This window comes from Streptomyces sp. NPDC052910, from assembly GCF_055585605.1.
In genome coordinates, this window is the sequence record NZ_JBVJJR010000003.1 from 1053082 (window position 1) to 1079658 (window position 26577).

The following is a 26577-nucleotide window of genomic DNA, read 5'->3' on the forward strand; positions in this document are numbered from 1 at the left end:
CGTTCACCGTCGGCCCGCCTCGCTACGCCGGCGGTACCAGATCAGACCACCGGCGATCAGCACTCCGACACCGCCGACCACGAGGCCGGGGGTGCCGGGCGTGCCCGAGGCGGCGACGGGGGCCGTGCCACCGCCTCCGGCCGGGACCGGCGCGACGGGGACGCCGTGGTCGTGGTCCTGGGCGGCGAATCCGTCGGGGCCGCCCGCCGCGGGGCCGCGGCCGTCGCGGCCCTCGGGCACGGAGGCCGCGCCGGCGTCCGGGATGACGGTCAACTGGCCTTCGGCGACGCCGTCCCGCCCGTCGCAACTGATCCGCACCGGGTAGGTGCCGGCGGTGGTGGTGGAGCGGACCGTGGCGTCGGCGAGGTGGCCGGTGGTGTCGCGGGTGAGCTTGGCCTCGGTCACGAACGCCTCCGAGACGGCCGTGGCACGTTCGCCGGTGCACCCGGAGACGCGGATCCGTACGTCGGCGCCGGGTTTGGCGGTGACGGGGACGATGTCGACCGTTCCGGTCCGGGTGGTCACGGGATCATCGAGGGCATGGGCGGGAGCGGCACCGACGGCGACCGCCGCCAGCGCACCACAGAGTGCGGAGCGGACTGAAACCATGATGAACCTCCTGATACCTCAGAAGTTCACCTGCCCGGAGCCGCCCGCGCATCCGCTCCGTGCTCCCGTTACTCCAACCGGTGACGATCCGGATGTCCGTACCGCCCGGACGGCGGGCAACGGTGTCCGCCGTCCGGGGAGGGCGCTGTCCGCACGATGTCCACGGATGTCCGGCAGCGGCGCCCGCAACGCCCTTTTCAGATCAGTTCGGTGAGGTCCGCGATCGAGTCGACGACGCGGGACGGCCGGAAGGGGTAGCGGTCGATCTCGTCCGGCCGGGTCAAGCCGGTGAGCACCAGGAACGTCTCCATGCCCGCCTCCAGCCCGGCGAGGACGTCCGTGTCCATCCGGTCGCCGATCATCGCGCTGGTCTCCGAGTGGGCGCCGATGGCGTTCAGACCGGCGCGCATCATCAGCGGGTTGGGCTTGCCGACGAAGTAGGGCTCACGGCCGGTCGCCTTGGTGATCAGCGCGGCGACGGAGCCGGTGGCGGGCAGGGCGCCCTCGGCGGAGGGGCCGGTCTCGTCGGGGTTGGTGGCGATGAACCGGGCCCCCGCGTTGATCAACCGGATCGCCTTGGTGAGCGCTTCGAAGGAGTAAGTGCGCGTTTCGCCCAAAACGACATAATCGGGGTCCGCGTCGGTGAGGACGTAACCGATGTCGTGCAGCGCGGTGGTCAGCCCGGCCTCGCCGATGACGTACGCGGTGCCGCCCGGCCGCTGGTCGCCGAGGAACTGGGCGGTGGCCAGGGCGGACGTCCAGATGTTGCCGACGGGCACGTCCAGGCCGATGCGCTGGAGCCGGGCGTGCAGGTCGCGCGGGGTGTAGATGGAGTTGTTGGTGAGGACCAGGAAGGGCTTCCCGGAGTCCCGGAGGCGGGAGATGAAGGTGTCCGCCCCCGGTACCGGGACGCCTTCGTGCATCAGCACACCGTCCATGTCGGTGAGCCAGGACTCGATGGGCTTGCGCTCTGCCACTGCGGAACTCCTGCCATGCTGGGCGGCCCGCCGTCGGGCCCGAAGGCCCTCCGCCGGATCGGGGACGAACCGGACCGGCGGGGCTCGCCCGCCGGCCCGGCACCTCCCAGCCTAGTCAGCGCGCGGCGGCGGCCTTCCGGGCTCGGTCCGGGCGGCCGGCGGTGGCTCGCCTCAGCGCCGCATCCGGCGGGCCCACAGCAGCAGCCCCGCCCCGCCGCCCAGGCAGAGGCAGGCGACGGCACCGAGCACCGGGACGGTGTGCGAACCGCCGGTCGCGGCGAGGACGGGCGGGCCGGGGTCGCGCCCGGGGACGGCGTGCGGGGTGGGCCCCGGCCTGAGGGGTGACGGCGCGGGGGCCGCGGCGGGGGCGACGGTGAAGGTGTAGTCGCCGGACTCCCCCACCCAGGCGCCGTCCGCGCCGCGGCGCTGGACCGCGGTGACGTTGGCGGTGACGGGCCCCTCGGGGGCCGCTTCGGTGAAGGCGAGCCGCAACGGGACGACGACCGTCCGGCGGGCGGGGATCGTGAAGCCCCGGAAGCCGGACGTGCCGCCGTCCATCACACCGACGTTCTCCGCCTCGTCCGTGCGCTCGAACCGGACCGGGCGCCAGCGCGCCCCGTCCCTGTCGTAGAACTCCAGGTGGATGTGGTCGGGCCGGAGCGCCCGCCCGGCGTCGGCCAGGACGGCGACGGGGTGCACGTCCCGGCAGTCCTCGCCCGTGACGTTGCGGAGCTCCAGCTCCCAGGCGGGCGCGGCGGCGCCACGCTCGTAGACCTCGGGTCCGCCGGCGAGCCGGGAGGCGATCGGGAATTCGCGGCCCCCGTCCCCGCATCCCTTCCGGTCGCCGCGGTGGAGAGCGGCGGGGGCCACGCCACGGGCCACGGCCGGGGTCACCGGACCGGCGGTGGTGGGGACGGCGGCGGTGGGGACGGCGGCGGTGAGGCCGGCCGCGGTGAGGCCGGCCGCGGTGAGAGCGACGGTGGCAGGCGCGGCGGTGGCAGGCGCGGCGGTGGCGGGGATCGCGGGGCCGAGGAGGAGCGCCGGGAGGGCGAGCACCGGCAGGGCGAACGCCGCCGCGCGCGCCGGAAGGGCGTGCGCGGCGGTCGCGGGGATCGGCAGCGCGCGGGACAACGGCATCGGGGAACCTTTACGGCTGGGGACTCCGGACGGCCGGGAACTCCGGGCATCCGGTAACTCCGGTCGGCCGGGAACATCCCCGTCACACGCCGGAAGGCGAAGGACACGACGGGCATGTCCCCCGGCCGGCGGCGGATTACCGCCCGTTGGGACCAAAGGCGGCTCACCCGGGCGGGGTGGCCGGTCCTTCGCGGACGGGCGGTCGACGGCTCTCCCGGAACGGCCGTCCGGTCAGGCGCAGAGGACGTAGAGGGTCACCTTGCGGCCACGGGCGTTGCCCGGCAGCGGCTCGGTGGTGATCGTCCACCCGCGGCGGTCGGCCGTGGGATGGGAGTCCGCCACATAGTTGTGCGGCTCGACCTGCGCCCCTCCACTGTGCGCGTGCTCGCGCCCCGGGCAGAGGAGGGTGTGGGTGGCGGCCTTGCCCGCCGGGTCCTGGTACGTGCGGCTGATGCCGTGCGGCGCGGCGGTGGCGGGGGCCGCGGCGCCGAACAGCAGGACGGCGGCGAGGGCGGGGAGGAGGGCGGTGGTTCTCATGGGGTTCCCTTCCGGGGAGCGCTGCGGGAAGCGGACATCACATGAGAAACAACGCGGTCGACAGGGAAGGGTGCATTTCGTTCCCCCGGAGGGGTGACGGGCCGGGCGGCCGGCGCTCGCGGGGCCCGGTCGCCGTCAGACCCCGAACAGCGGCGCGAGCACCAGCTCCGCCGCGCCGCCCACGACCACCCGCGCGCCGTCGGGGGCGACGTCGACCGGCACCGCGCCGCCGAGCACGCCCCGGACCCCGTCCACGAAGGCGGCGGGCCGCGCGAGCACCACGCCGCCGCCCAGCAGGATGCCGTCGATGTCGAGCAGGCGGACGAGGTTGAGCGCGCCGACGCCGAGCAGCCGAGCGGCGCGGGCGGTGTCGCCGTCCGCGACGGCGGCGAGGCACAGTGCTTCGAGGCAGCCCCGGTCCCCGCAGGCGCAGACGGGGCCGTCGACCAGGACGACCTGGTGCCCGAACTCCCCGGCGCCGGTGCGCGGGCCGCGGTGGACGCCGCCGTCGAGGACGAGTCCGGCGCCGAGGCCGGTGCCAAGGTGCAGGTAGGCGAAGGAACCGGTCGCGCGCGGGGCACGGAGGGCGAGGCCGAGGGCGGCGGCGTTGGTGTCCTTGTCGACGACGACCGGCAGCCCGAGCCGTTCCCCCAGCGCGTCGCGCAACGGGAAGCCGTCCCACCGGGGGAAGCCGGTGACCCGGTGCAGGACGCCGCTGCGGTGGTCGAGGGGCCCGGGGACGGCCACGCCGGCCCCGAGCACGTCACCGGTGGCGTGCTCGGCGAGCAGCGCGGTCACCGCGCCGGCCACCGTGTCCAGTACGGCCTGCGCCCCGGACCCGAAGTCGAGCGGCGCGGTACGGGTCGCGGTCTCGGTGCCGGTGAGGTCGACGAGGGTGACGGTGAGCGCGTTGCGGTCGAGGTGGACCCCCACGGCGTGGGCGGCGCCGGGGACCAGTCGCAGAGCCGTCGCCGGCTTGCCCCCCGTGGAGGCGCGGCGGCCCGCTTCGGCGGCCAGCCCGGCGTCCCGCAGCCGGCCCGTGATCTTGCTGACGGCCTGCGGGGTCAGCCCCGCCAGGGCGGCCAGCTCGGCCCGGCTCGCGCCGGCCGGGCCGGCGCAGCGCAGCAGTCCGAGGACAACGGCGGTGTTGTGGTCGCGCAGCGCGGCCAGGTTGGCTCCGGGATCGGTCCTGTTCACGGAACCATTGTCGTGGGCGCTTGCACTTTTGCAACAGTGTTGCCAAAGTGGCGGCATGGACGGCATCTCCGACACCCCCTTCCGCGTCGGCCTGATCGGCTACGGCGTCGCGGGGTCGTTCTTCCACGCCCCGCTGATCGCCGCCACCGAGGGCCTGACCCTCGACACGGTCGTCACCGCCAACCCGGAGCGGCAGCGGCAGGTCGCCACCGAACACCCCGGGACCCGGACCGCCGCCGACCCCGACGAGCTCTTCGCCCGCGCCGGCGACCTGGATCTGATCGTCGTCGCCTCCCCCAACCGCACCCATGTGCCCCTGGCCCGCCGCGCCCTGGAGGCCGGGCTGCCGGTCGTCGTCGACAAGCCCCTCGCCGCCACCGCCGCCGAGGCGGAGGAGCTCGGCGCGCTGGCCGAGCGGCGCGGGCTGCCGCTCAGCGTCTTCCAGAACCGGCGCTGGGACAACGACTTCCGTACCGTCCGGGCCCTGGTCGGCGACGGCAGCCTCGGCCGCGTGCTGCGCTTCGAGTCCCGCTTCGAACGGTGGCGCCCGCGCCCCAAGGGCGGCTGGCGCGAGTCCGGCGACCCCGCCGAGCTGGGCGGCCTCCTTTACGATCTCGGCAGTCACCTGGTCGACCAGGCGCTGACCCTCTTCGGACCGGCCGTCACCGTCTACGCCGAGGCGGACGTCCGCCGCCCGGGTGCCGAGGCGGACGACGACACCTTCATCGCCCTCCGCCACGCCGACGGCGTCCGCTCCCACCTCTGGATGAGCGCCACCACCGCCCAACTCGGCCCTCGCTTCCGGGTGCTGGGCAGTGAAGGTGGGTACGTCAAGTACGGCCTCGACCCGCAGGAAGCCGCCCTCCGCGAGGGCCTGCGCCCGGACGACGGCACGCCCTGGGGCGTCGAACCGCGCTCCCTGTGGGGCCGGCTCGGCGAGGGCGAGTCCCCTCTGACCGGCGGCGGGGAACCCGTACCGACCCTCCCCGGCGACTACCCCGCCTACTACGCGGCGATCGTCGAGACCCTGCGCACCGGCGGCCGCCCACCGGTCACCGCCGCGGAGGCGGCGGCGACACTGCGCGTCCTGGAGGCGGCGAAGGTCTCGGCGACCGAGGGCCGCACGGTCAGCCTGTGATCGCACTGCGGCCGCCGGGCGGCCGCCGGTGGTCGCCGGTGATCGCCGGGCGGCCGCTGGTGGTCGCCGGTGGTCGCCGGTGGTCGCCGGTGGTCGCCGGTGGAGGCTGCTCGAGTGCCGCTAGGTTGCCGGGCGATCGGTGGCCGCTTGGCGTTCGGTTGCCGGGTGATCGCTGAGTCGTTGTCGGGCACTTGCCGTTCGGTTGGCGGGCGATCGTTGGGTGGCTGTCGAGCGCTTGCCGTCCGGTTGCCGGGTGATCGCTGAGTGGTTGTCGGGCGCTTGCCGTCCGGGCGCCTCCGGCCGCCGCCTGTCCCGCGCCGGTCACCGCCGGCCCTCCGGTCGCGGCGGCGGTCGGTGGCGGCCAGCCAGGCGTCGGCGGCACCGTTTGCCGAGCCAACCCCGGGCTTCAACTCGGGCTCACACGGCACCAACTCGGGCCTCGGGTCCGACTCCGGGGACTTTTCAGGGCGCCTCCTTTCCTCATCCCCGGCTCGGGCTCCGGGCATACCGGGTGCTGCAATGACGGTCATGACACAAAACGCCTCCCGCGACGCGGCCGGTCTCCCCGTCGCGGAGACCATGGACGGGCCGGCGGCGGTCCGCGTCGTGGACGACTTCCGGCTGGTGTACGCCGAGGCCTTCGCCGAACCCCCGTACAACGAGACTGCATCGGACGTCGCGCTGACCTTCGAACGCTTCCGTGCGGAGGCCGTACACCCCGCCTTCCGCGCGGCCCTCGCCCGTGCGGCTGACGGGGAACCCGTCGGCATGGCGTTGGGCAGAACGCTCGATCGGCGGTCCGGGTGGTGGGACGCGTACGTCGCCCCCACCGACCGGCACCGAACCTTCTGTCTCATGGAGTTGGCCGTCCGCGCCGCCCACCGCCGGCGCGGCCTCGCACGCCTGCTTCACGACGCCCTGCTGCGCACCACCGACGCGGACCGAGCCCTCCTCACCGTCCATCACGCCGCGGCCCCCGCCCGGGCGGCGTACCACTCCTGGGGCTACCGGACCATCGCCGAGGCCGATCCCTGGGGTATCGCCGTCCACTCGGTCATGCTGCTGGATCGGGACACGGCGGGAGACGGTTGGTGAGGCGTAGGCCAGTGAGGCAGGGGCCCGTGAGACACACTTGACCCCGATGTTCCGACCGTTCCCGTGTCGGGGCTCCCACCGTCGCGGCCCGCGCAGTCGAGGTCTCCGCCCGACGCGTCGGCGTTCCTTCCGAGGGGTAGGGGCGGGCCCGGCGGCAGCGGGCCGGGCGGTCGCAGTGCGCCGTACTCCATGAATCGGCGAGTCCCGCACCCAAGGCACCGGCTCGCGCCGCCGCCCGGTTCCCATCCCGCCGTGTGTCCGCAGTGCCGCACGAGACGGCCGATCGTCCGCTCCATCACCGGTCCCCTTCCTGTCGCAGGCAGTGCTCCATCACCCAGTGGGTCAGCGCCGCCACCTTGGCCTGCCCCGACGCCGCCGCGTCGCCGGCGGCCGCAGCGGCCCGCCGCGCCGCCTCCAGCTCCGCGCATCGGCCGCAACCGGTCTGGTACGGCCGTAACCCCGCCGCGTTCCGCTCCTCCCGCGTCGCCAATCGCAGGGCGGAAGGCGGCACTTCCCACTCCACCCCACCACCCGGTCCGCGGACCTGCACACGGTCTTCAGCCGCGCCGATCACCTGGACCAGCCGGTTCTCCCGCACGTCGACCACGAAGGTGCCGGTTCTGTACGTCACGAGCCCCGCCCCCTTGTTTGGGCAGCAACCCGCCTGTGCAGGTTGCTCGTTGCGCCTTGCTCCATCAGTCTGCACCCGTCCGGCAAGAACCAAGCTTCCAAATTGGCCCAATCACCCTTCCGGGTGATCAACCTGCACATCGGGTCGACGCGCCCGCCTCACACACCACGCTGAACAGGAGCGCTCAAGGGGAGAAGCACCACATGCCACATCCGTCCCGCCGTACCGCCCGCCGACGCCGGCTCGGCACCGCACTCAGGGAGGCCCGTGAGGCGGCGGGCGTCACCGCCACCGACGCGGCCCGGGCGATCCACACCGACAACACGAAGATCAGCCGCATCGAGACGGGTCGCCACCGCGTGACCCGCCTGGAGCTGGAGACGCTCTTCGCTCTCTACAAAGTCGCCGACCAGAAGACGCGCGAATGGCTGATCGCACTCGCCGCGGAAGGAAACCAGCGCACTTGGTGGCGGGGTTACAGCGGCAGGCTCAATGCGGACTTCAAGGAATTGCTGACCCATGAGTCGGATGCCGCGCGCATTACCGCGTTCCAGTCCCAACTCGTCCCGGGCCTATTACAGACCCGGGAGTATGCCACGGCGGTCATCCGCGACGTTTCCCCGAACCGCACCGACGAGGACATCGACTTCTTCGTCGACCTCCGTCTGGCTCGACAGGAAGTCCTCCGGCGGGACAATCCACCTGAATACCTGGCTCTGATCCATGAAAGTGCCATCCGCCAGCAGATCGGCGGCCCGGCCGTTCTGGCCGACCAGCTCCGGCACCTCATCGCCATGAACCGGGAACCCGAGCTGACGATCCGGGTCATCCCCTTCCATCATCATGGGTGGCCAACCGTGCAGGGGTCGTTCACCGTGTTCTCGTATCCCAAAGCCCTCGACTTGGATGTCGTACACATCCCGTACCTTGGCGGCAGTCTGTACCTGGAGGACGATGAGGCGATCAAGAAATCCTGGAGAGCGATCGACCGCCTGAAGGCGGCTGCCCTGTCTACGGCGCAGTCCGCCGAGCTGATGGAGTCCATCGTGCTTGAGCTTGAACAACTCCAAGGGAGTGCATAGTGATACGCCCCCACTCCCAGGAAAGTCACTGGCGGAGGTCCTCGTACAGCGCCGACGGTGAGGATCTGTGCGTCGAGTGCCGACCCACCCCCGACCGGCGCATAGCCGTCCGTGACAGCAAGGCACGCCGTCGAGGATCCTGCACCTTCGGGCCGAGCGCCTGGACGGCGTTCGTGCGGGCGGTCCAGGAGCAAGGCAGCCTCAGTGCGGTTGTGATGCCAAGGAAGACATAGCCACGCTTGTCGCATCGGAGCGAGCAGGTCACGCCGCCGCGCTCGGTCCTCATCCGACGCGGAATGCCATCTTCCCACCTGCCGGTGGCCCCGCCACAGGCCACGACGCCTCGTGCTGACCGGCAGGAGCGGTCGCAACCGTTCACACTCGGCATCCGTCGGATCACCTCGCTTCACGCCAGGGAGTACGACCCGGGCATGGGGCGGACACCCCGCCCGGCGATGGGCTCAAGCCAGAAGTGGCAAGTCAGCGTCACAGCAACATCGTTGATGTGAGAGTGGAAGGATGGCGACTTGGGAGCAGTTCGCGAGCGAGGCCCGTGATCTCGCGTCCGTGGTGAGAGCCCGGTTCGAGAAGGCCGAGACCCATATTCTGGCGACGTTGCGGAAGGACGGTTCACCGCGCGTCAGCGGATCCGAGGTCGCGTTCCTGGGGCCGGACCTGTCCTTCGGCTCGATGCCGAACGCAGTCAAGGCCTTGGACTTGCGACGAGACGGCCGTTGCGCGATCCACGCCCAGCCAAGCGGTGGGGGTGACGCCAAGGTGTCCGGCATCGCGGTCGAGGTGACGGACCCTGAGCGGAAGAGGGTCTACACGACCGGAACAGAGCCTTCGGACGGCTTCCACGCCTTCCGGCTCGATCTGCGTGACGTCGTGCTCACCACTGTCGAGGGTGCCGAACTCGTCGTCAGGCTCTGGCGTCCCGGCCTGCCGGTGAAGACGTTCCGCCGCACGTGACCGTGTCCGGACGGTCGTCATGATCACCCGGACGCAGACGGACCCTTCGCCACCCGCCACTCCGGGGCGAGAACCGACCACACCTCGATGTCGTGCCGCCTGCCCGCGTGGAGGAAGCACTCCCGGAGGACGCCCTCCTTTGTCATGCCGAGCCGGCGGGCCACGGCGATGCTGGACTCGTTGTCGGTCGCGGCGCGCCATTCGACGCGGTGGAGGCCCCGCTCCTCGACGGCCCAGTCGATGACGCGGCGCGCGGCCCGGGTGACCAACCCCCGTCCGACAGCGCCCGTTCGAGCCAGCAGCCGATCTCCGCCGTGCCCTGTCCGACATCCATGACGCGGATCAGGACCACGCCGACCAGCTTGCCGTTCCACCGGATGCCGTGGAGCCGGCCGGTGTCGGCAGCGGCCTTCTCCATGTACGAGAGGAGGTACGCGCGGCTCGACTCCAGGTCTGTGATCTTGTTCGGGACGGGGAGGAACCGGCCGACGAAATCCCCGCCCCGCCTGACACAGGACAGGAACTCCTCGGCCTGCCACGGCTCCAGGGGGCCCAGTTCACCCCCGTCATCGTCCAGGGGGATCGCGTACATCGCCGTTCTCCACGGGTCGGAACCGGCGGGCGGGCAACGGATCTTCTCATGGCGACGGCGCGGGCGGCGGTCCGCGAAAGCGTGATCCGGGACACCGCCGCGATCACGGCCCGGACACGCCGCGAGCGGGCCGGGTCCGGGCGGTCAGGGACCTGTCGGCGGCGGACAGGATGTCGGCGAACACACGGGTGATGACCGGCTTGGCGACGCGGCGTGCGACGGTTGCACCGCCAGGGAAAGGAAGACCGAAGGTGGTCGTCCAGGTGACGAGTGTGCCTTCGGGGACCTCGGTGAACGCCATGCGGCCGAGTTCGTGCCGCGCCGGCGGGCAACTGCGTTCGACGTCGTACGCGAAGTCGTACGGCGGGTTGTAGGCGGTGACGCGTTCGCGGAACCAGCCGATCAGCCAGGTGTGCAGCCGGACGGCGCCCACCCCGTACGGGGCACCCGCGCCCGGGCGGGCCAGGCGGGCCTTGAGGACGAACGGGGAGCGGGTGTAGTTGGTGGTCGTGGCGCACCACGTGAAGACGTCGGTGATGGGGGCGGCGATGACGCGTCGTACCGTCACGGTTTCCATGTCTCGTCCTCTCTCCGGGCCGGACCGGTCGTCCGGGAGCCGGTCACCGTCTGGACGGGACAGTGGGTCCGGCCGTGACGGACCACGGAGTGACGTACGTCACGTCCACTCGTCCGTCCGGGAGCGGTAGAGGACGGTCAGGGCCAGGCCCGAGCCGAGGAGGACCAGGGCGCCGCCGAGGGCCATGTCGCGGCTCATCGGCGGTCCGCGGTGGCCCTGTTGCCGGTCGTCGCCGACGGGACGGGCGGCGGACAGGGGGGCGACGGTGATGGGGAGGCGGGCGCGGAGGGCGGGGTCGGTGGGGAGGGCGGTGGGGGCCGCGGAGCCGAAGGGCCAGGGAGGAGCGTCCCGGTCGTCGTCCCGGCCCGTCTCCGTGCCGAGCCGGTCGGGACCGGAGAGGGGGGCGCCGCCGACACAGGCGCCCGGTGCGCCGGCCGCGCAGCGCGCCTCTGCGTCCGGGTCGGTGGTGGCGGGGGCGGTGAACGCGCAGAGCAGCAGGGCGCCGCTGACCGTCGCCGCCAGGACCGTCGCGATCGCGGCGACCGTGGCCCGGGCGGTGGGTCGGATCCGGAGGCGGGCCCGGCGAAGTCTGTGCCGCATATCCGAAAATAAGCACACCGCAACCGACCCCCTCGGGCAGCACACGCGCCCGTTCCCCCGAACGCACCCCGCCCGGCCGCCCGGTCGTCCGCCGCCTACCCGTCCTTGAAGTGCTGCCGCTGCCGCCCCAGGCCGTCGATCGCGAGTTCGATGACATCTCCGGAGCGGAGGTACGGCTTGGGCTCGGGTCTGCCGAGGGCGACGCCCGCCGGGGTGCCGGTGTTGATGATGTCCCCAGGGTAGAGCGTCATGAACCGGCTGATATAGCGCACGAGATGAGCGACGGGGAAGATCTGGTCGCCCGTGCTCCCCTCCTGCATCAGCGCGCCGTTGACCCAGGCGCGGATCGTCAGGGCCTGGGGGTCGGGCACCTCGTCGGCGGTGACGAGCCAGGGGCCGAGCGGGTTGAACGTCTCGCAGTTCTTGCCCTTGTCCCACTGGCCGCCGCGTTCGAGCTGGTAGGCGCGCTCGGACACGTCATTGCTGATGGTGTAGCCGGCGACGGCGGCCAGCGCCTCCTCGTCCGTGGTCAGGCGGCGGGCCGTGCGGCCGATGACGACGGCGAGTTCGGCCTCCCAGTCGGTCTTGAGACTGCCGGGCGGGATTAGCACGGGGTCGTCCGGGCCGACGACGGTGTCCGGGGCCTTGAGGAAGAGGGCGGGTTCCGTGGGCGTGCGGGCACCGACCTCCGCCACGTGGGCGCGGTAGTTGAGCCCCACACAGACGATCTTGCCGATCCGGGCCACCGGCGGGCCGACGCGCAGGCCCACCGGGTCCAGGGCGGCGAGCACGCGCGCGCCGACGGCCGCCCTGATGTGGTCGAGCAGGGGCCGGTCGCCGAGCAGGGCACCGTCCACGTCCCCGACGAGCGCGGAGAGGTCGCGGAGCGTGCCCTCCTCGTCCAGCAGCGCGGGGCGCTCCGCCCCCGCCGGGCCGACCCGGAGCAGCTTCATCGGTACAACCCTCCGGTGCTTCGGCGGACTCGGTGCGTGAAGGCACGACCGGTCGATCGTCCACGACCGGTCGATCGTGCAAGATCCTGGGGGCGGACGGCAAGGGGCGTTTCGGCCTGTGGACGGCGACGACCGGCCTTCGGACAGCCGTTTCCGGGGACTGTCCCGGCCGCTGCTTTCACCCGGTCGTGGCACGCCGGGCGGAGGCACCCGCGCCGCTCTTCGCACCGGTGCCCTTTCCGGTCTTCGCCCTGGCGCGGGGGCCGGCGTCCTTCCCGGCCTTCGACGGGCGGGAGGGGTCGGGTCCGGCAGCCTGTCCGGCCTTCGTCCCGGCGCCGAGACCGGCCTTCGTCCCGGGACCGGTGCCGGTGCCGGCCTTCGTCCCACTACCGGCGACGGCCTTCGTCCCGCTACCGGCGACAGGACCGGCATCCGGCCCGGCATCCGGCCCGGCATTCGGTCCCGTGCCCGTTCCGGCGTCCTCCCCGGCCCGTGCCCGGTAGAGATACACGCGTTCCACCGCCGTCCACAGCGTCGTCGTCACCACGTACAGGGCGGCGGCGAGCGGGACGACCGCGACGGTGATCAGGGTGGCGAAGGAGAGGAACGGCGAGATCCGCGCCACCAGGGCGACCGCCTCCGCGCCCGGTTCGGCGGCCCCGCCGGCGGTGGGGAGGGGCGTCGCGGCGGTCATCCGGCGGGCGCGCCGGAAAGTCCAGGTGGCGACGGCCGCCACCACCGCGAACAGGGCCAGGTAGACGAGGCCGTGCGCGCCCACCGGCCCGCCGTCGGCGAGGGCGCCCGCCCATCGGCCGCCGAGCGGCGCGCCGAACAGGGTGTGGTCGAGGAGGTCACCTCCGGAGCCGGTCGAGAAAAGGTGGTACATGAGGTAGAAGACAGGCAGTTGGACCAGCATCGGCAGGCAGCCGGCCAGGGGGGACACGCCGGTCTCCTGGTACAGCTCGGCCGTCGCCTGCCGCAGTCGTTCCGGGTCCTTGCCGTGCTTGCGCTTGAGCTCCGCGAGCCGCGGGGCCAGTGCCGCCTTGGCCCGTTCGCCGCGGGCGGCGGACCGGGACAGAGGGTGCAGGCAGAGCCGTACGCACAGGGTGAGCAGGACGATGGTGGCGGCCGTCGCCGTAGCCCCGAAGACAGGTTCGAGGGCGTCGGCGACATGGGACAGGAGTGCACCCAGGGGCGCGAAAAAGGACATGGTGGAGCCCTCCACGAGGTCTCGTCGTGCCGGAGTTCGGTACGGCGGACCGGTGGTGACGCGGCAGGCGCGGCCACCGGGCCGCCGGAATCGGCGTGACGAGCCGCGCGGCTCCTCGCCCGCCGCCGACGCGCCCCTGCGCGGGCGGGGCGGTGATCGACGTGCGGTGCATGCGCCTTGGCGAGGACGCGTCCCTCTTCCCGTGACCGTGCGCCGTGCGGCGGATGGCCCGCGGGGCGGTTCGTCAGGGGGAGCGCGTCGTCTCTCGCCCGTGCTGCCGCACCGCGCCGGAAGGCGGGTGCGGGCACGCGGCGGGGGCGGCGAAGCCCCCGCCGAGGCGGCGGGGAGCCGCTTACGCGGCCGTCAGGACGAGACGGCCGGGTGCCCTCGGGCGCCGACGGCCCCGGGCGTCGGGGTCGCGTTGGGCGAGGAAGGCCGTGCGCCGCTCCCTGTCCCGGATCGCGGTGCGTATTCGGGTCGGGGTCAGCGGGCCCGTGCGGACGGCCGCCACGAGGACGGCGCACAGCGTCAGGGCCGCCGCGACGGCGGTCGTGGAGGCGACGGCGACCGCGCTCATCAGGATGCTCAGCAGTCCGCACTGCGCGAGCAGGAGTTCGGCGCACAGGGTGAGGAACACGCCGATGTGCGTGCGGATGACGCGCTGCACCATGCTCCTGCTCCCCCCTTGCTCTCTCGGCCGGCTGAGCGCCGGCTGAACACCGGCTGCGGCTTCCGGCGGCCGGCCGGTCGGGCCGGCCCGGCCCGTCGGGCAGCCCGTCAGGCGGTCCGACGTTCAGCCGTTCAGTCATTCCGGCCGTTCAGTCATTCCGATAGTAGACGGCCCCACTGACAACCACACCGTTCGGGTACCGCTCGGGTACCCGTCAGATGCCCTCCGTCGCCGGAACCCGTTCCGCGTCCGTCCCGGTCTCCGGTCCCGGGTCCGAGGCCAGTACCTCGGCGTCCGGGCGCTCGTCGGCCGGCTTCGGTCCCAGCCAGGAGACCGCCAGGGCGACGACGAGGTTCACGCCGAGTGCCAGGGCCCCCGCGTTCACGCCCCCCACGGGGTCGTGATCGGTGAACACGAGCGCGCAGACGAGGGCACCGCCCACGAGCAGGCCGCTCAACGCGCCCCACAGCGTCATCCTCCGCCACACCAGGCCCAGCAGGATCATGGGGACGAGCTGGGCCATGCCCTCGTAGGAGATGAGCGAGAGCCGGACCAGGGTGTTGGGCGCCGCGTAAGTGAGGATCAGCGCCAGCACGCCCGCCACGACCACCACGGTCTGCGCGGCGAACCGCTGGCGCCGCGGCCGGTCGACGAGCGCGGGCACCGTGCCCAGCACGCTCCGGCCCCACATCGTCCCGATGACCAGCATGAACACCGCCATCGGCACGATGGACGACAGCGCCGCCGCCACCCCGATCACACCGACCAGCCAGGCCGGCAGCGAGTCGACGACCAGCTTGAACAGGGCGAGGTTGGAGCCCGCGCCGGTGAGGCCGGGCACGACGAAGATCGCGGCCATGCCCAGCAGCATGGGGACGAAGAGGAGCACGTTGTAGAAGGGAAGCAGGATGGCGTTGCGCCGCAGGGCGTCGGCGCTGCGGGCGCCCAGGTAACCGGCTACCGTGGTGGGGAAGATGACGACGGTGAGGGAGTTGAGGAAGCTGGTGGTCGCGAACCAGGTGGCGCCCAGTCCGCTGCCACCGTGCCCGCTCAGCGTCAGCCACTCCGGCTTCTCGGCCACCAGCCGGTCGAGGAACGGGCCATAGCCGTCGAAGTGGTGCAGCGGGACGTAGACGGCGAGGAAGGCGAGCGTTCCGATGACGAGGATGTCCTTCAGCACCGAAACCCAGGCGCTGCCGCGCAGACCGCTGATCACGACGAAGGCCGTCGTCACCGCGAAGGCGATGAAGTAGGCCCAGTCGAGGCTGATGGCACCGTAGGAGATCGTCGAGACGACGACGCCCATGCCGGTGATCTGAAGCTGGATGTACGGCAGAAGGCAGACGGTCGCCAGCACCGCGACCAAGGCGCCGAGCCAGGGGCGGCCGTAGCGGTGGGCGACCATGTCGGTGATCGAGACGAGTCCGTGCCGGCGGGCGTACGACCAGAGGGTCGGGCCGACGACGTAACCGATCGCGTAGCCGCAGGACAGGTAGGCGATGACGTAGAGGACGGGCGAGCCGAAGTTGTAGCCCCAGCCGGCGGCGCCCAGGTAGCTGAAGCTGGTGTAGCCCTCGCCGGCCATCAGAACCCAGATCATCACCGTGCCGAGGCTGCGTCCGCCCACCGACCACTCGGCGATGCCGCCGCCCGCGCCCCGGCCGCGGACGGCCAGCAGGCCGAGGGCGACGGTGAGGACCATGAAGACGCCGAAGACGGTCGTCGCGATGGTGGCGTTCACACCCGGCCCCGCTTGCGGTCGCCTCGCCAGGCGAGCCAGACCCCTGCCGGGGTGAGGAGCGTCGCGAGGAGGAGCCAGAAGAAGAGGAAGGGGAGGCCCAGGATGGTGGGGTGGACTCGGTTCACCAAGGGGAGGGCGGCCAGGTAGAGCACGTAGGGGGCCAGGAGCCAGAGGAGAGCGGGACGTTTCTTCAACACGGCGTTGACCCTAGGGGGTGTTGCTTGTGTGGTGGGCTCGCCCCGCCCCGTGCGGCGAGTTCGCCCCACCCGGCAGGTTCGCCCCGCCCGGCGGGGGCGGTTCACCCGGCGGGGGTGGCTCACCCGGGCGGCGGGGGCTGACCTTGGGCGCTCGGGGCGGCGGCCGTCGGCCTGGGAGGGGGGGCGGTCGCGTAGTGTTTTTTGGGGTGCCCCGGTCCCTCCCCCAGAGGGGGGACCCCCACTTTCACCGTTTCTTGCGGGGGCGAACCCCCGCGCCCCCGGAACCGCACCCCCGGAACCGCACCCCCGGAACCGCGCCGCCCGGAACCGCGCTTCGCGCGGTTGTCCTCAAACGCCGGACAGGCTGAGGGGGCTGGGGTGGGTGAGCGTGTGCCCGGACGCGGAGCCTCCTCCTCCTCTCATGCCCCCAGCAGCCGCGACGCCGAGTAGATGAGCAGCCCCGCCAGGGCGCCCACCACCGTGCCGTTGATGCGGATGAACTGGAGGTCCCGGCCGATGTGTGCCTCGATCTTGCGCGAGGTCTGTTCCGCGTCCCAGCCCGCCACGGTCTCCGTGATCAGGGACGTGATCTCGTCCCGGTAGGTCGTCACCACGTATACGGCCGCGTCCTCCAGCCAGCCGTCGACCTTGGCGCGCAGCCGCTCGTCCGCGGTCATCCGGGCGCCCAGGGAGAGGATCGCCGTGCGGGTGCGGAGCCGGAGTTCGCTGCGCTCGTCCTCGGCGGCGGCCACCACCATCGCGCGGACGGAACTCCACGCCGACGCGATCAGGTCCTGCACCTCGCTCCGGCCGAGGACCTCCGACTTGAGGCGTTCCACCCGTGCCCGGGTGTCCGGGTCGGACTGGAGGTCGTGCGCGAAGTCGGCGAGGAAGCGGTCGACGGCGCCGCGCGCCGGGTGGCCGGGCATGTCCCGCATCTCGGTGACGAAGCGCAGCAGCTCCTTGTAGACCCGTTCGCCGACCTTCCGGTCGACGAAGCGCGGGGTCCAGCCGGGTGCGCCGCCCGTGACGGCCTGCATCACCGAGTCCCCGTGCGCGACCAGCCAGTCGTGGGCCCGGGCGCAGACCAGATCGACGACCTTGTGGTGACCGCCGTCGGCGACGATCCGCTCCAGCATCCGGCCGATGCCCGGGGCGACCTCCTGGGCGTCGGCCCGCCGGGTGACGGCCTCGCCGACCACCGCCTGCACGTCGGCGTCGCGGAGGACGCGCAGGGCGCCGCGCAGGGCGGTGGAGAGTTCGGCCGTCACCCGGTCGGCGTGTTCGGGGGCGGCCAGCCAGGCGGCGAGGCGGGAACCGATGCCGACGGCGCGGAGCCGGCGGCGGACGACGTCGCCGGAGAGGAAGTTCTCGCCGACGAACTCACCGAGGCTCTGTCCGAGCTGGTCCTTCTTGGTGGGGATGATCGCGGTGTGCGGGATCGGCAGACCCATCGGGTGGCGGAACAGCGCCGTGACGGCGAACCAGTCGGCGAGCGCGCCGACCATCCCCGCCTCCGCCGCCGCGGCCACGTAGCCCGCCCAGGGGCCCGCCCCCGCCGACTTGGCCCAGGTGGCCAGGGCGTAGACGAGGGCGACGCCGAGCAGCAGCCCGGTGGCGAAGGTCTTCATCCGGCGCACACCGCGGCGTTTCAGCTCGTCGGCCTCGCTGTAGGTGAAGCCGACGGGTGGGGTGGGCGGGGTGGTCTCCGGCGGGGCCGTGACCGGAATCTCCTCCGCCGACGGGTCGGTTGCCGGTCGGCTCCTTCCGGGCATCACTCCCTCGGACGGCCGCTTTCCGCGTGTCTCTCCCGGTGCTCCGCCTGGCCCAACCGTCCCACCCGTTCCACCCGTACGGGCCGCCCCGCCAGTCCCGCCCGTCCGGCCCGTCCGGCTCGCCCCGCCGGGCGTCGCCCGGGCTGGGTCCTCGGGTGTCCCGCCGGGTGCCCTCCGTGACGACTCCTCCGGCGCGAGCCCGTGCGGCTCCCCGGTTCCCTCGCCTCGCACTCCTCCCCGCCCTCCTCCCCGCCCTTCTCCCGGCGCTTCTTCCCGCGCCCCTCCCGGCGAACCCGCCCCCGTCGCCCCCGTCGCCCCCGTGCCCGGCCGTCCGCCCTCGGACGGCCCTCCGCCGTCCCCGGCGCCCGTCGCCGCGTCCTCATGGGACCGATTCATCCGTACCACCCGTCCGCGTTTCCTCAGAGGTTTCCCCGTCCCGCTCGGGAAAGCTCTTTTCTCTCTACCCGCTCGACTCGGGGAACGGCCCGGTAGTTCCCACCGTCTGACACGTCGCGGCCGGTCCGCACCGGTGGTCCGGCCGCCCGGAGCTCCCGCGAACCGCGTGGGATCATGGATCCGGCGACCGGGCCGCGGTGGCACCCGTACGGGCGCCTTCCCCGACGGCCCGCCCGGATCCCGCTCCGTCCGACCGCCGTTCAGGAGAGTCCCCGCGATGACCAGGCCCCCTCTGTCCCGCGGCACCGCCTGTGCCCTGATCGCCGCGCTGGTGGCCGTCGTCGCCCTGGTCTCCACGGCGATCTTCCTGGGCGCCGCGGGCCGCGGCGCGGGCGGCGGGGAACCACGGCGGTGGCGGACGGACGCCGCGCCCGCCGCGGTGAACGGCTGGACCGGCTCCTGGGCCGCCGCGCCCGCCGCCGCCGATCCGCGAGCACCGGCCGGGCTCCCCGGAACGTCCATCCGCAACGTGATCCACACCAGCGTCGGCGGCACCGGGGCCCGCATCCACCTCTCGAACCTCTTCGGCGACCGGCCCCTGCGCCTCACCCACGCCTCGCTCGCCGTCTCCGCCGGGCCCGGCACGGCCGCGGCGGTGCCCGGGACGATGCGGCGGCTGTCGTTCGGCGGCCGGTCCGCGGTGACCGTGCCCGCCGGGCGGGCCGCCGTCAGCGACCCCGTGCCGCTCGCCGTCGCCCCCGCGTCCGACCTGCTCGTCACCCTCTACGCGGCGGCTCCGTCCGGTCCGGTGACACTGCACCCGCACGCCCGCCAGGTCTCCTGGCTGGCGCGCGGCGACCGGACGGAGGCGGTCGACGGCGCGCCGTACACCACCCGTACGACCTACTGGCGGTACGTCACCGGGCTCGACGTGTGGGGGACGGAGGCGACAGGGTCCGTCGTCGTCATCGGCGATTCCATCACCGACGGCGTCAGCTCGACCGTGGGGGCCAACCGGCGCTGGACCGACTTCCTGGCCACGCGGCTGCGCACCGAGCCGGGTGCGCCGCGCTACGGCGTCCTCAACGAGGGGATCAGCGGCAACCGCGTCCTGCTCGGTAACCGGGGGCGGGCGCCCCGGAACAACCCCAGCGCGCTCGAACGGCTGGACCGGGACGTACTCGGACGGACGGGGGTACGGGCCGTCGTCGTCGAGCTCGGCGTGAACGACATCCTGCGGCGGCCCCAGCAGCTTGACGCGCGGCGCATCGTGGACGGGTTGCGGCGGCTCGTGGCGCGGGCGCACGAGCGGGGGCTGGTGGTCGTCGGGTCCACGCTGACGCCGTTCGGGGGGCATTTCGGGGTCGTTCTCCCCCGGCAGGAGCCTGTGCGGCTGGCCGTCAACGCGGAGATTCGGGCTGGGCGGGTCTTCGACTCCGTGGTGGATTTCGATCGGGTGTTGCGGGATCCGGCCGATCCGCAGCGGTTGCTGCCCGCCTATGACAGTGGGGATCGGCTGCATCCGAATGACGCGGGGTATCGGCGGATGGCCGAGGCTGTCGATCTCGGTGCGCTTGTCGGGCGGCCGGTGGACGCGGCGCTTTAGCCGCCCGGAGGGCCCCGGGGGGGTGTCCCTGTCCCTCCCCCAGAGGGGGCACCCCCATTCGCCGTTTCTCGCGGGGGCTCCGCCCCCGCACCCCCGAAGCGCGCTGCGCGCTCCCCCAGAGGGGGTCCCCCGGTCCTCAAACGCCGGACGGGCTAGTTTCCCTTCTCCAGCGACATCCGGCCGCTCTTCTTGCGCTTGACCCCCACCCCGCCCCAGAACGCGAACCCGGTGACGCGCACCCGCGGCGAGCCGGGCGAGCCCGCTCCCGCGCCCCTGGCGTCGAAGCCGCCCATGATGCCGACGCCGCCGACGTGGACGTCCAGGCCGGGCGGGACGACGATCTCCATGCCGCCCATCACGGCGATGCAGCGGATCGTCACCTCGCGGTCCTCGAACCGGGCCTCGCGCAGGTCGATCTGGCCGCCGCCCCAGAAGGTGAAGGCGGTGAAGAGGCGGGGCACCGTCCAGCGGCCGTGCCGCTGGAAGCCGCCCATGACGGCGACGGCGCCCTTGGACGACGGTGTGCCGCCGATGCGGCCCTCCCAGCTCCCGTCGCCGACGTCGGGGGACGCCGCGGTGGGGACGGCGAGCCGGCTCCCGGCGGCTGGCAGGTCGCGGACGAGCGGGGCGAGGTCGGCGTGGGTGCGGGCCTTGTAGGCGGCGTCCAGGCGCTCCCCGAACTCCTCCATGTCCAGTCGCCCTTCGGCGACGGCCGTCCGCAGCGCCTCGGCGACGCGCTCGCGCTCGGCGTCGGAGGCGCGCATCTCAGGGCGTTCGCTTGTCATGGCCACAGAGTAGGGCCTGGCGGGGTCACAGACCCGGCCGGTCGGCGTACAGCCGGGCGATGACCTGCTCGATGTCCGGTTCCCGCACCGAGAGGTCGACCAGGGGGTACCGCTCGGCCACGGCCGCCACGATGGGAGCGGCGCTGCGGGCCGCCGGGAAGGCCAGCCACTGCCGGGGGCCCTCCACCCGGTCGACGCGGGTGCCGGGGACGTCGTCGATGGGCGGCAGCTCGTGTTCCAGGTCGACGACGAGCATCCGCTCGCTCTCCCCCACGGTGTGCAGACCGTCGAGCGCGCCGTCGTAGACCAGCTTGCCGTGGTCGATGACCATCACCCGGCCGCACAACTGCTCGATGTCCGTGAGGTCGTGGGTGGTCAGTAGGACGGTGGTGCCGCGCTCGGCGTTGAGCTCGCGGAGGAAGCCGCGCACCTTCGCCTTGCTGACCACGTCGAGGCCGATCGTCGGCTCGTCCAGGTAGAGCACGTCGGGGTCGTGCAGCAGGGCCGCCGCGATGTCGCCGCGCATCCGCTGGCCGAGGGAGAGCTGCCGGACGGGGACGTCGAGGAGGTCGCCCAGGTCGAGGAGGTCGACGCAGCGCTCCATGTTGGCGTGGTAACGGGCGTCGGGGATGCGGTACATGCGGCGGACGAGGCCGTAGGAGTCGCGCAGCGGCAGGTCCCACCACAGGGTGGTGCGCTGTCCGAAGACGACGCCGATCCGGCGGGCCAGCCGGGTCCGGTCGCGGGTCGGGTCGATGCCGGCGACGCGCAGTCGTCCGCCGCTGGGCATCAGGATGCCGGTGAGCATCTTGACCGTCGTGGACTTCCCGGCGCCGTTCGGGCCGATGTACCCGACGATCTCGCCGCGCGCCACGCGGAAGGTGAGGCCGTCGACGGCCCGGACCTCGCGGCGCTCCCGGCGCAGCAGGCCGGCCCGGCGGCGGACGTGGAAGACCTTTTCGACGCCGTCGAGTTCGATGAACGCCTTGTCGTCGGCATCCGATGCCTTGTCCACGCTCAACTCCCTGTACTCCTGTAGCTCCTCAGTCCCGCCCGCCACGCCAGGCCCGTGAGTGCCAGCAGCGGCACCGCGACCAGCGGGCCGCAGAGCGACACCCACCCGGGCAGGTGCAGCGGGTCGTCCCGGCCCAGCAGCCGCAGCACGGGCAGCCAGTTGACGAAGGCGAGCGGGACGACGAACGTCACTCCGCGCACGAGGTCCCGGGCGAAGACCGTCGGCGGGTACTGGAGCAGGGTGACGCCGCCGTAGGTGAAGGAGTTGGCCACCTCCGAGGCCTCGGACGCCCAGAACTGGAACGCCGCCCCGGCCAGGAAGACGGCACAGAAGATCGCCGTCCCCGCCACCACCGTCACCAGCAGGAACAGCGCCTTGAGCGGCGTCCAGGCCACGTCCGCGGAGGCCACGCCCCAGCCCAGCACCGCCAGCCCCTGGCCGGTCCGGCCCAGCCGGCGGAGCGCGAACCGGTCGGCGGCCACCTGGGCGAGGACGGGCACCGGGCGCACCAGCAGGGTGTCGAACGTGCCGTCGCGCACCCGTTGCCCCACGCGTTCGGCGTTCCCCAGGATCAGGTCGGCGAGGCCGAAGGAGGTGCAGCTCGCGCCGTAGAGCAGGGCGATCTCGGGGAGGGTGAACCCGCCCAGGGCGTCGATGTGCGAGAACATCAGCAGGATGGCGACGAAGTCCAGGCCGCCCGCGACGCAGTTGCCGATCGTCATGAGGACGAAGGACGCCCGGTAGGCCATCGTCGAGCGCACCCACATCGCCGCGATCAGCAGGTACGCGCGCACGGCGTGCACCCACCAGGCCAGGCGGTCAGCCACCCTGGAGCACCACCCTCCGGGTGGCGCGCGCCTGCGTCAGCCGGCCCAGGGCCAGCAGCAGCGCCGCCCAGCCGGCCTGGAAGCCCAGCGCGCCGGCCAGGCCCGTCCCCTCGTACCGGCCCAGCAGCACGTCCACCGGCACCTGGAAGACGGCCGACCACGGCAGGGCCCGCGCCACGTCGGCGAAGGCGCCGGGGAAGACGGTGAGCGGCAGCAGGGTGCCGGAGAAGAACAGGCACAGGAGTTGGCCGACCATGATGACGCCGTCGCCGTCGAGGAGCCAGAAGGCGGACAGCGCCAGCAGGAAGCGCAGCGCGAAGCCGACCACGACGGCCAGCGTGACGGCGCACAGGAACAGCACCCAGCGCAGCGGGTCGAGCGGGAGGGTGAGCTCGAAGCAGAGGGCGCCCACCGTCAGCGGCACCACCCCGCGGCCCAGCAACTGGAAGGCGGCCCGGCCCAGATCGGCGGCGAGCCACCACAACTGGAGGTCGGCGGGGCGGTAGAGGTCGACCGCGATGTCGCCGTCGCGGATGCGCGCCTGCAACTCCTGCTCGAACCCGCCGCCGAGCAGCGAGACCGCCGCCAGCAGGGCCTGGCCGGTCCAGACGAAGGTGAGGGCCTGTCCCCGGTCGTAGCCGCCCAGGTGCGGGCGCTCGTCCCAGAGGGCGGTGAAGGTGTAGGCGAGGATGAATCCGAAGACCGTATTGGTGAACACGCCGGCCGCGGTGGCCATCCGGTACGTCGCGTGGCGCCGGAAGCCGCTCACCGCGACGGCGGCGTACAGCCGCATCCCACGCCCCCTCGACTCGTTGAACCTTGTCAGTCCGCCGACCGGCCGGGCCGAACCCGAAGCGCAGGAGCGTAGCCGTAACCCTCAGTCCCGTGCCATGGATTATTCACCCCTCGGAGTGGTCGGCCGCCGCCGAACGGCCCTGACCGCGCCGTACGGGGGCGCTGGATCCCTCCGGCCGGGACCGGTGGTGCGACAGTGCTTCCGGGAAGCACGGCAGCGCTGCCGGGTCGTGCGGCACCGCCTGACCGACACCGTCCGCCGTGGCCGCGCGACCCCGGCGACGGGCCGAGGAGTTCCGGGAAAGATGAGCGACGAGCAGTCACAGCACCGCACCCGCGCCAGGGGTGGCGACCCGCCGGGCTGGGCACCGAGAGGCGACGCCGCCCGCCCCCGCAAGCGCACCGGCTGGCGACGGCTGCTGCCCACGTGGCGCATGGTGCTCGGCGGGTTCCTGCTGGTCGTCCTCCTCGTCGCGGGCGGTCTGATCGCCGGGTACACGCTGGTCGACATCCCGGCCGCCAACAAGGCGGCGACCGCGGAGAGCAACGTCTTCCTCTACGCGGACGGCAGCCAGTTGGCCCGCGACGGCGAGGTCAACCGGGAGAGCGTGCCGCTCAGCCGCATCCCCAAGGCCGTCCAGCACGCGGTGCTCGCCGCCGAGGACCGCGACTTCTACGGGGAGTCCGCCGTCAACCCCGAGGCGATGGTCCGCGCGGCGTGGAACACCGTCACCGGCAAGGGCAAACAGTCGGGCTCCACGATCACCCAGCAGTACGTGAAGAACTACTACCTGGGCCAGGAGCAGACCATCAGCCGCAAGGTGAAGGAGTTCTTCATCGCCATCAAGCTGGACCGCGAGTCCGGCAAGAACGACATCCTGGAGGGCTACCTCAACACCAGCTACTTCGGGCGCAACGCCTACGGCATCCAGGCCGCCGCCCAGGCGTACTACGGCAAGGACTCCGACAAGCTCGACGTCGCCCAGGGCGCCTACCTCGCCACCCTGCTGAACGCGCCGAGCGCCTACGACGTCGGCGCCCACCCGGAGAACAAACCGCGCGCCCTGGCCCGCTGGAACTACGTGCTCGACGGCATGGTCAAGAAGAAGTGGCTGACCCCCGCCCAGCGGGCCGCCGTGAAGTTCCCGGCGCCCGGCAAGAGCCGGCCGCGGCTCGGCATGTCCGGCCAGCGCGGCTACCTCGTCGAGGCCGTCAAGGACTACCTCACCAGCAACAAGATCGTGGACGAGCAGACGCTGGCCGCCGGCGGCTACCGCATCACCACCACCATCGACCGCAAGAAGCAGAAGGCGTTCACCGACGCGGTGCAGTCCGAACTGATGGACCAGCTCAGCGACTCCCGGAAGACCGACTCCTACGTCCGCGCCGGGGGCGCCTCCATCGACCCGCGCACGGGCCGGATCGTCGCCCTCTACGGCGGCATCGACTACACCCGGCAGTACGTCAACAACGCCACCCGCCGCGACTACCAGGTCGGCTCCACCTTCAAGCCGTTCGTCTTCACCTCGGCCGTGCAGAACGACTCCACCACCCAGCAGGGCCGGCCCATCACCCCGTACACCGTGTACGACGGCACCGACAAGCGGCCGGTGCAGGGGCCGGACGGGCCGGTCGGCTACGCCCCCGCCAACGAGGACGACCGGAGCTACGGTCCGATCACCGTCACCAAGGCCACCGACCTGTCGGTGAACGCCGTGTACGCGCAGATGGCCGAGGACGTCGGCCCGTCGCGGGTGAAGGCCACCGCCGTCGCCCTCGGCGTCCCCGCGAAGACACCCGACCTGACCGCGTCCCCCTCGATCGCCCTCGGCCCGGCCACCGCCAGCGTGCTGGACATGGCACAGGCGTACGCCACCCTCGCCAACCACGGGCGGCACGGCCCGTACACGCTGGTGGAGAAGGCCACCAAGGGCGGCGAAAACCTCCAGTTGCCCGACCGGCAGGAGCGGAAGCAGACCGTGTCCCGGGAGGCCGCCGACACCACCACCTCCGTCCTGCGGAGCGTGGTCGAGAGCCCGGGCGGCACGGGCGCCGCCGCGCGCGCCGCCGGGCGGCCGGCGGCCGGCAAGACCGGCACCGCGGAGGAGGACAAGGCCGCCTGGTTCGCGGGGTACACCCCCGACCTGGCCACCGTCGTCGCCGTCATGGGCCAGGACTCCGAGAGCGGCGAGCAGAAGCCGCTGTACGGCGCCACCGGGCTGCCCCGCGTCAACGGCGGCGGCTACCCGGCGCAGATCTGGGCCGCGTACACCGCCGACGCGCTGGAGGGCACCCCGGCCCACGACTTCGACCTGGAGCTCCAGCAGGGCGCCGAGAGCCCGCCGCCGGAGCCGCCCGCCACCTCCGCGCCGCCGGAGCCGTCCGCCAGTCCGCCCCCGCCCAGCTCCACGCCCCCGCGCAGGCCCCCGACGACCGCGCCCCCGTCCCGGCCGGCGCGCCCGTCGTTCCCGCCGGAGCCGCCGGAGCCGACCGGGCCGCCCTCGCTGCCGATCATCACGCTCGGGCCGAACCCGGGGCGCGAGGCGCGGTCGAACGAGCACGACCTGCTGGGGTACGACTACTGAGCACGGACGGCGGTGTGCCCCGGTCCCGGGCGGGGCCGGGGCACACCGCTGTCCGCGGGGCGGTCAGTGGCCGGACGTCGCCTTGAGGCCGACCACGGCCACCAGCAGCAGGACGACGAAGAGGATCCGGGCCGCGCCGGCCGGCTCGCCCAGCACCGTCATGCCGAGCACGGCGGCGCCCGCCGCGCCGATCCCGACCCACACGCCGTAGGCCGTGCCGATCGGCAGCGTCCGGGCGGCCCGCGAGAGCAGCAGCATGCTGGCCACGATGCCCGCGATGGTGAAGACGCTCGGCCAGAGCCGCGTGAAGCCGTCGGTGTACTTCATGCCGACCGACCAGCCGACCTCCAGCAGGCCGGCGACGACGAGCAGGATCCATGCCATGACGGCACCTCCGTGGAATCGGTTCTCCAGGGGTGCGTCGTCTTGTCCTGACCCGGTACGGCGCGTCTCGTCGGGGTTCCTCCGACGGTAGCAAACGGCCGGCCGGCAGCGCTCGGCCGCGAGGACGGCGCCGCGGGCTCACCGGGACGGCGCTACAGGTACAGCCCGGTGGAGTCGTCCGACCCCTCCAGCCGCTCCGCCGCCACCGCGTGCAGGTCGCGCTCGCGCATCAGCACGTAGGCCACGCCGCGCACCTCGACCTCGGCACGGTCCTCGGGGTCGTAGAGCACCCGGTCGCCCGGCTCCACCGTGCGCACGCTCTGGCCCACGGCCACGACCTCCGCCCAGGCCAGCCGGCGGCCCACCGCCGCGGTCGCGGGAATGACGATGCCGCCGCTGGAGCGGCGCTCGCCCTCGGGGATGTCGGTCCGGACCAGCACCCGGTCGTGGAGCATCCGGATGGGCAGCTTGTCGTGGGTCGTGTTCGTACGCAC

General features: G+C 73.1%; 28 protein-coding genes, 1 pseudogene and 1 riboswitch. Of the genes and pseudogenes, 7 read left to right on the top strand and 22 right to left on the bottom strand.

The features are described 5' to 3' along the window. Positions 1 to 3: 3 nt before the first annotated feature. From ACZ6X9_RS15670 to ACZ6X9_RS15690, 5 genes are all read right to left on the bottom strand, one after another. The gene (locus ACZ6X9_RS15670; protein WP_469778516.1) at positions 4 to 609 is read right to left on the bottom strand and encodes a hypothetical protein; all 606 of its coding nucleotides are present in this window, start codon (positions 607 to 609) and stop codon (positions 4 to 6) included. A gap of 197 nt (positions 610 to 806) precedes the next feature. Next, a complete protein-coding gene (locus ACZ6X9_RS15675; RefSeq protein WP_433019383.1) occupies positions 807 to 1586 on the bottom strand; it encodes an HAD-IIA family hydrolase in 780 nt (259 codons plus the stop codon). 171 nt (positions 1587 to 1757) lie between these two features. Then, entirely contained in the window at positions 1758 to 2723 is a 966-nt protein-coding gene (locus ACZ6X9_RS15680) for a hypothetical protein (protein WP_469778517.1), read from the bottom strand. Positions 2724 to 2954: 231 nt separating this feature from the next. Beyond that, positions 2955 to 3260 (bottom strand): hypothetical protein, encoded by a 306-nt coding sequence (locus ACZ6X9_RS15685; protein WP_469778518.1) that lies wholly within the window; start codon positions 3258 to 3260, stop codon positions 2955 to 2957. Positions 3261 to 3395: 135 nt separating this feature from the next. After that, complete coding sequence (locus ACZ6X9_RS15690; RefSeq protein WP_469778519.1) at positions 3396 to 4457, bottom strand: ROK family transcriptional regulator; 1062 nt, start codon at positions 4455 to 4457, stop codon at positions 3396 to 3398. A 55-nt stretch (positions 4458 to 4512) separates the two neighbouring features. On the opposite strand from ACZ6X9_RS15690, the gene ACZ6X9_RS15695 reads away from it, so the two are divergent. After that, positions 4513 to 5595 (top strand): Gfo/Idh/MocA family protein, encoded by a 1083-nt coding sequence (locus ACZ6X9_RS15695; protein ID WP_469778520.1) that lies wholly within the window; start codon positions 4513 to 4515, stop codon positions 5593 to 5595. Positions 5596 to 6123: 528 nt separating this feature from the next. After that, entirely contained in the window at positions 6124 to 6690 is a 567-nt protein-coding gene (locus ACZ6X9_RS15700; protein WP_469778521.1) for a GNAT family N-acetyltransferase, read from the top strand. Here ACZ6X9_RS15700 and ACZ6X9_RS15705 read toward each other — a convergent pair. Next, positions 6600 to 6986: a DUF6255 family natural product biosynthesis protein gene (locus ACZ6X9_RS15705; RefSeq protein ID WP_469778522.1), complete on the bottom strand. Its 387-nt coding sequence runs from the start codon at positions 6984 to 6986 to the stop codon at positions 6600 to 6602. The two genes, ACZ6X9_RS15700 and ACZ6X9_RS15705, sit on opposite strands and share 91 nt — an antisense overlap. Further along, positions 6986 to 7321, bottom strand: a complete 336-nt coding sequence (locus ACZ6X9_RS15710; RefSeq protein WP_469778523.1) for a hypothetical protein — start codon at positions 7319 to 7321, stop codon at positions 6986 to 6988. The genes ACZ6X9_RS15705 and ACZ6X9_RS15710 overlap by 1 nt, the downstream gene beginning before the upstream one ends. A gap of 203 nt (positions 7322 to 7524) precedes the next feature. Between ACZ6X9_RS15710 and ACZ6X9_RS15715 the strand changes: the two genes are divergently transcribed. The 3 genes from ACZ6X9_RS15715 (at position 7525) to ACZ6X9_RS15725 (ending at position 9375) form a co-directional block, all read left to right on the top strand. Beyond that, a complete protein-coding gene (locus ACZ6X9_RS15715; RefSeq protein WP_469778524.1) occupies positions 7525 to 8403 on the top strand; it encodes a helix-turn-helix domain-containing protein in 879 nt (292 codons plus the stop codon). Beyond that, positions 8403 to 8636 (top strand): DUF397 domain-containing protein, encoded by a 234-nt coding sequence (locus ACZ6X9_RS15720; RefSeq protein ID WP_469778525.1) that lies wholly within the window; start codon positions 8403 to 8405, stop codon positions 8634 to 8636. The genes ACZ6X9_RS15715 and ACZ6X9_RS15720 overlap by 1 nt, the downstream gene beginning before the upstream one ends. A 286-nt stretch (positions 8637 to 8922) precedes the next feature. After that, positions 8923 to 9375 (top strand): pyridoxamine 5'-phosphate oxidase family protein, encoded by a 453-nt coding sequence (locus ACZ6X9_RS15725; protein ID WP_469778526.1) that lies wholly within the window; start codon positions 8923 to 8925, stop codon positions 9373 to 9375. Between the two features lie 23 nt (positions 9376 to 9398). Here ACZ6X9_RS15725 and ACZ6X9_RS15730 read toward each other — a convergent pair. The 9 genes and pseudogenes from ACZ6X9_RS15730 to ACZ6X9_RS15770 form a co-directional block, all read right to left on the bottom strand. Further along, positions 9399 to 9967, bottom strand: a pseudogene (locus ACZ6X9_RS15730) (GNAT family N-acetyltransferase). Between the two features lie 103 nt (positions 9968 to 10070). Continuing rightward, a complete protein-coding gene (locus tag ACZ6X9_RS15735; protein WP_469778527.1) occupies positions 10071 to 10544 on the bottom strand; it encodes an SRPBCC family protein in 474 nt (157 codons plus the stop codon). 99 nt (positions 10545 to 10643) lie between these two features. Then, positions 10644 to 11144 carry a hypothetical protein gene (locus ACZ6X9_RS15740; protein WP_469778528.1) on the bottom strand — a complete coding sequence of 167 codons (501 nt, stop codon included), beginning with the start codon at positions 11142 to 11144 and terminating at the stop codon, positions 10644 to 10646. Positions 11145 to 11239: 95 nt separating this feature from the next. Then, a complete protein-coding gene (locus ACZ6X9_RS15745) occupies positions 11240 to 12097 on the bottom strand; it encodes a fumarylacetoacetate hydrolase family protein (RefSeq protein WP_469778529.1) in 858 nt (285 codons plus the stop codon). Between the two features lie 178 nt (positions 12098 to 12275). Next, the gene (locus tag ACZ6X9_RS15750) at positions 12276 to 13307 is read right to left on the bottom strand and encodes a YidC/Oxa1 family membrane protein insertase (RefSeq protein ID WP_469778530.1); all 1032 of its coding nucleotides are present in this window, start codon (positions 13305 to 13307) and stop codon (positions 12276 to 12278) included. Positions 13308 to 13659: 352 nt separating this feature from the next. Further along, positions 13660 to 13977 (bottom strand): DUF6412 domain-containing protein, encoded by a 318-nt coding sequence (locus ACZ6X9_RS15755; protein WP_469778531.1) that lies wholly within the window; start codon positions 13975 to 13977, stop codon positions 13660 to 13662. 214 nt (positions 13978 to 14191) lie between these two features. Further along, complete coding sequence (locus ACZ6X9_RS15760; protein ID WP_469778532.1) at positions 14192 to 15718, bottom strand: sodium:solute symporter family protein; 1527 nt, start codon at positions 15716 to 15718, stop codon at positions 14192 to 14194. Further along, positions 15715 to 15915 (bottom strand): DUF3311 domain-containing protein, encoded by a 201-nt coding sequence (locus tag ACZ6X9_RS15765; RefSeq protein WP_469778533.1) that lies wholly within the window; start codon positions 15913 to 15915, stop codon positions 15715 to 15717. The genes ACZ6X9_RS15760 and ACZ6X9_RS15765 overlap by 4 nt, the downstream gene beginning before the upstream one ends. A gap of 419 nt (positions 15916 to 16334) precedes the next feature. Continuing rightward, positions 16335 to 17690 carry a DUF445 domain-containing protein gene (locus ACZ6X9_RS15770; RefSeq protein ID WP_469778534.1) on the bottom strand — a complete coding sequence of 452 codons (1356 nt, stop codon included), beginning with the start codon at positions 17688 to 17690 and terminating at the stop codon, positions 16335 to 16337. A 673-nt stretch (positions 17691 to 18363) separates the two neighbouring features. On the opposite strand from ACZ6X9_RS15770, the gene ACZ6X9_RS15775 reads away from it, so the two are divergent. Further along, entirely contained in the window at positions 18364 to 19692 is a 1329-nt protein-coding gene (locus ACZ6X9_RS15775; protein ID WP_469778535.1) for an SGNH/GDSL hydrolase family protein, read from the top strand. Positions 19693 to 19844: 152 nt separating this feature from the next. On the opposite strand, the gene ACZ6X9_RS15780 is transcribed toward ACZ6X9_RS15775, so the two are convergent. The 4 genes from ACZ6X9_RS15780 to ACZ6X9_RS15795 are packed head-to-tail and all read right to left on the bottom strand — an operon-like array spanning position 19845 to position 23112. Next, positions 19845 to 20477 carry a DUF1707 SHOCT-like domain-containing protein gene (locus tag ACZ6X9_RS15780; RefSeq protein WP_469778536.1) on the bottom strand — a complete coding sequence of 211 codons (633 nt, stop codon included), beginning with the start codon at positions 20475 to 20477 and terminating at the stop codon, positions 19845 to 19847. Between the two features lie 25 nt (positions 20478 to 20502). Then, positions 20503 to 21492 carry an ABC transporter ATP-binding protein gene (locus tag ACZ6X9_RS15785; protein ID WP_469778537.1) on the bottom strand — a complete coding sequence of 330 codons (990 nt, stop codon included), beginning with the start codon at positions 21490 to 21492 and terminating at the stop codon, positions 20503 to 20505. A 2-nt stretch (positions 21493 to 21494) separates the two neighbouring features. Next, positions 21495 to 22259: an ABC transporter permease gene (locus ACZ6X9_RS15790; RefSeq protein WP_469778666.1), complete on the bottom strand. Its 765-nt coding sequence runs from the start codon at positions 22257 to 22259 to the stop codon at positions 21495 to 21497. A 52-nt stretch (positions 22260 to 22311) separates the two neighbouring features. Beyond that, positions 22312 to 23112 (bottom strand): ABC transporter permease, encoded by an 801-nt coding sequence (locus ACZ6X9_RS15795; RefSeq protein WP_469778538.1) that lies wholly within the window; start codon positions 23110 to 23112, stop codon positions 22312 to 22314. A 307-nt stretch (positions 23113 to 23419) separates the two neighbouring features. Between ACZ6X9_RS15795 and ACZ6X9_RS15800 the strand changes: the two genes are divergently transcribed. Next, positions 23420 to 25699: a transglycosylase domain-containing protein gene (locus ACZ6X9_RS15800; RefSeq protein ID WP_469778539.1), complete on the top strand. Its 2280-nt coding sequence runs from the start codon at positions 23420 to 23422 to the stop codon at positions 25697 to 25699. Positions 25700 to 25762: 63 nt separating this feature from the next. Here ACZ6X9_RS15800 and ACZ6X9_RS15805 read toward each other — a convergent pair whose 3' ends face one another. Both ACZ6X9_RS15805 and ACZ6X9_RS15810 read right to left on the bottom strand, forming a co-directional pair. Next, the gene (locus tag ACZ6X9_RS15805) at positions 25763 to 26083 is read right to left on the bottom strand and encodes a DMT family transporter (protein ID WP_469778540.1); all 321 of its coding nucleotides are present in this window, start codon (positions 26081 to 26083) and stop codon (positions 25763 to 25765) included. Positions 26084 to 26114: 31 nt separating this feature from the next. Beyond that, positions 26115 to 26180, bottom strand: a riboswitch (guanidine-III (ykkC-III) riboswitch). A gap of 55 nt (positions 26181 to 26235) precedes the next feature. Continuing rightward, positions 26236 to 26538: a GroES family chaperonin gene (locus ACZ6X9_RS15810; RefSeq protein WP_051072711.1), complete on the bottom strand. Its 303-nt coding sequence runs from the start codon at positions 26536 to 26538 to the stop codon at positions 26236 to 26238. Between the last annotated feature and the right edge of the window lie 39 nt (positions 26539 to 26577).

Excerpts from the sequence above, each read along its gene's own strand:
- ACZ6X9_RS15670 (WP_469778516.1), bottom strand. The coding sequence starts at position 609 with ATGGTTTCAGTCCGCTCCGCACTCTGTGGTGCGCTGGCGGCGGTCGCC.
- ACZ6X9_RS15680 (WP_469778517.1), bottom strand. The coding sequence starts at position 2,723 with ATGCCGTTGTCCCGCGCGCTGCCGATCCCCGCGACCGCCGCGCACGCC.
- ACZ6X9_RS15685 (WP_469778518.1), bottom strand. The coding sequence starts at position 3,260 with ATGAGAACCACCGCCCTCCTCCCCGCCCTCGCCGCCGTCCTGCTGTTC.
- ACZ6X9_RS15695 (WP_469778520.1), top strand. The coding sequence starts at position 4,513 with ATGGACGGCATCTCCGACACCCCCTTCCGCGTCGGCCTGATCGGCTAC.
- ACZ6X9_RS15700 (WP_469778521.1), top strand. The coding sequence starts at position 6,124 with ATGACACAAAACGCCTCCCGCGACGCGGCCGGTCTCCCCGTCGCGGAG.
- ACZ6X9_RS15705 (WP_469778522.1), bottom strand. The coding sequence starts at position 6,986 with ATGGAGCGGACGATCGGCCGTCTCGTGCGGCACTGCGGACACACGGCG.
- ACZ6X9_RS15715 (WP_469778524.1), top strand. The coding sequence starts at position 7,525 with ATGCCACATCCGTCCCGCCGTACCGCCCGCCGACGCCGGCTCGGCACC.
- ACZ6X9_RS15725 (WP_469778526.1), top strand. The coding sequence starts at position 8,923 with ATGGCGACTTGGGAGCAGTTCGCGAGCGAGGCCCGTGATCTCGCGTCC.
- ACZ6X9_RS15735 (WP_469778527.1), bottom strand. The coding sequence starts at position 10,544 with ATGGAAACCGTGACGGTACGACGCGTCATCGCCGCCCCCATCACCGAC.
- ACZ6X9_RS15740 (WP_469778528.1), bottom strand. The coding sequence starts at position 11,144 with ATGCGGCACAGACTTCGCCGGGCCCGCCTCCGGATCCGACCCACCGCC.
- ACZ6X9_RS15745 (WP_469778529.1), bottom strand. The coding sequence starts at position 12,097 with ATGAAGCTGCTCCGGGTCGGCCCGGCGGGGGCGGAGCGCCCCGCGCTG.
- ACZ6X9_RS15750 (WP_469778530.1), bottom strand. The coding sequence starts at position 13,307 with ATGTCCTTTTTCGCGCCCCTGGGTGCACTCCTGTCCCATGTCGCCGAC.
- ACZ6X9_RS15755 (WP_469778531.1), bottom strand. The coding sequence starts at position 13,977 with ATGGTGCAGCGCGTCATCCGCACGCACATCGGCGTGTTCCTCACCCTG.
- ACZ6X9_RS15770 (WP_469778534.1), bottom strand. The coding sequence starts at position 17,690 with ATGCCCGGAAGGAGCCGACCGGCAACCGACCCGTCGGCGGAGGAGATT.
- ACZ6X9_RS15775 (WP_469778535.1), top strand. The coding sequence starts at position 18,364 with ATGACCAGGCCCCCTCTGTCCCGCGGCACCGCCTGTGCCCTGATCGCC.
- ACZ6X9_RS15780 (WP_469778536.1), bottom strand. The coding sequence starts at position 20,477 with ATGACAAGCGAACGCCCTGAGATGCGCGCCTCCGACGCCGAGCGCGAG.
- ACZ6X9_RS15790 (WP_469778666.1), bottom strand. The coding sequence starts at position 22,259 with ATGTGGGTGCGCTCGACGATGGCCTACCGGGCGTCCTTCGTCCTCATG.
- ACZ6X9_RS15795 (WP_469778538.1), bottom strand. The coding sequence starts at position 23,112 with ATGCGGCTGTACGCCGCCGTCGCGGTGAGCGGCTTCCGGCGCCACGCG.
- ACZ6X9_RS15800 (WP_469778539.1), top strand. The coding sequence starts at position 23,420 with ATGAGCGACGAGCAGTCACAGCACCGCACCCGCGCCAGGGGTGGCGAC.
- ACZ6X9_RS15805 (WP_469778540.1), bottom strand. The coding sequence starts at position 26,083 with ATGGCATGGATCCTGCTCGTCGTCGCCGGCCTGCTGGAGGTCGGCTGG.
- ACZ6X9_RS15810 (WP_051072711.1), bottom strand. The coding sequence starts at position 26,538 with ATGCTCCACGACCGGGTGCTGGTCCGGACCGACATCCCCGAGGGCGAG.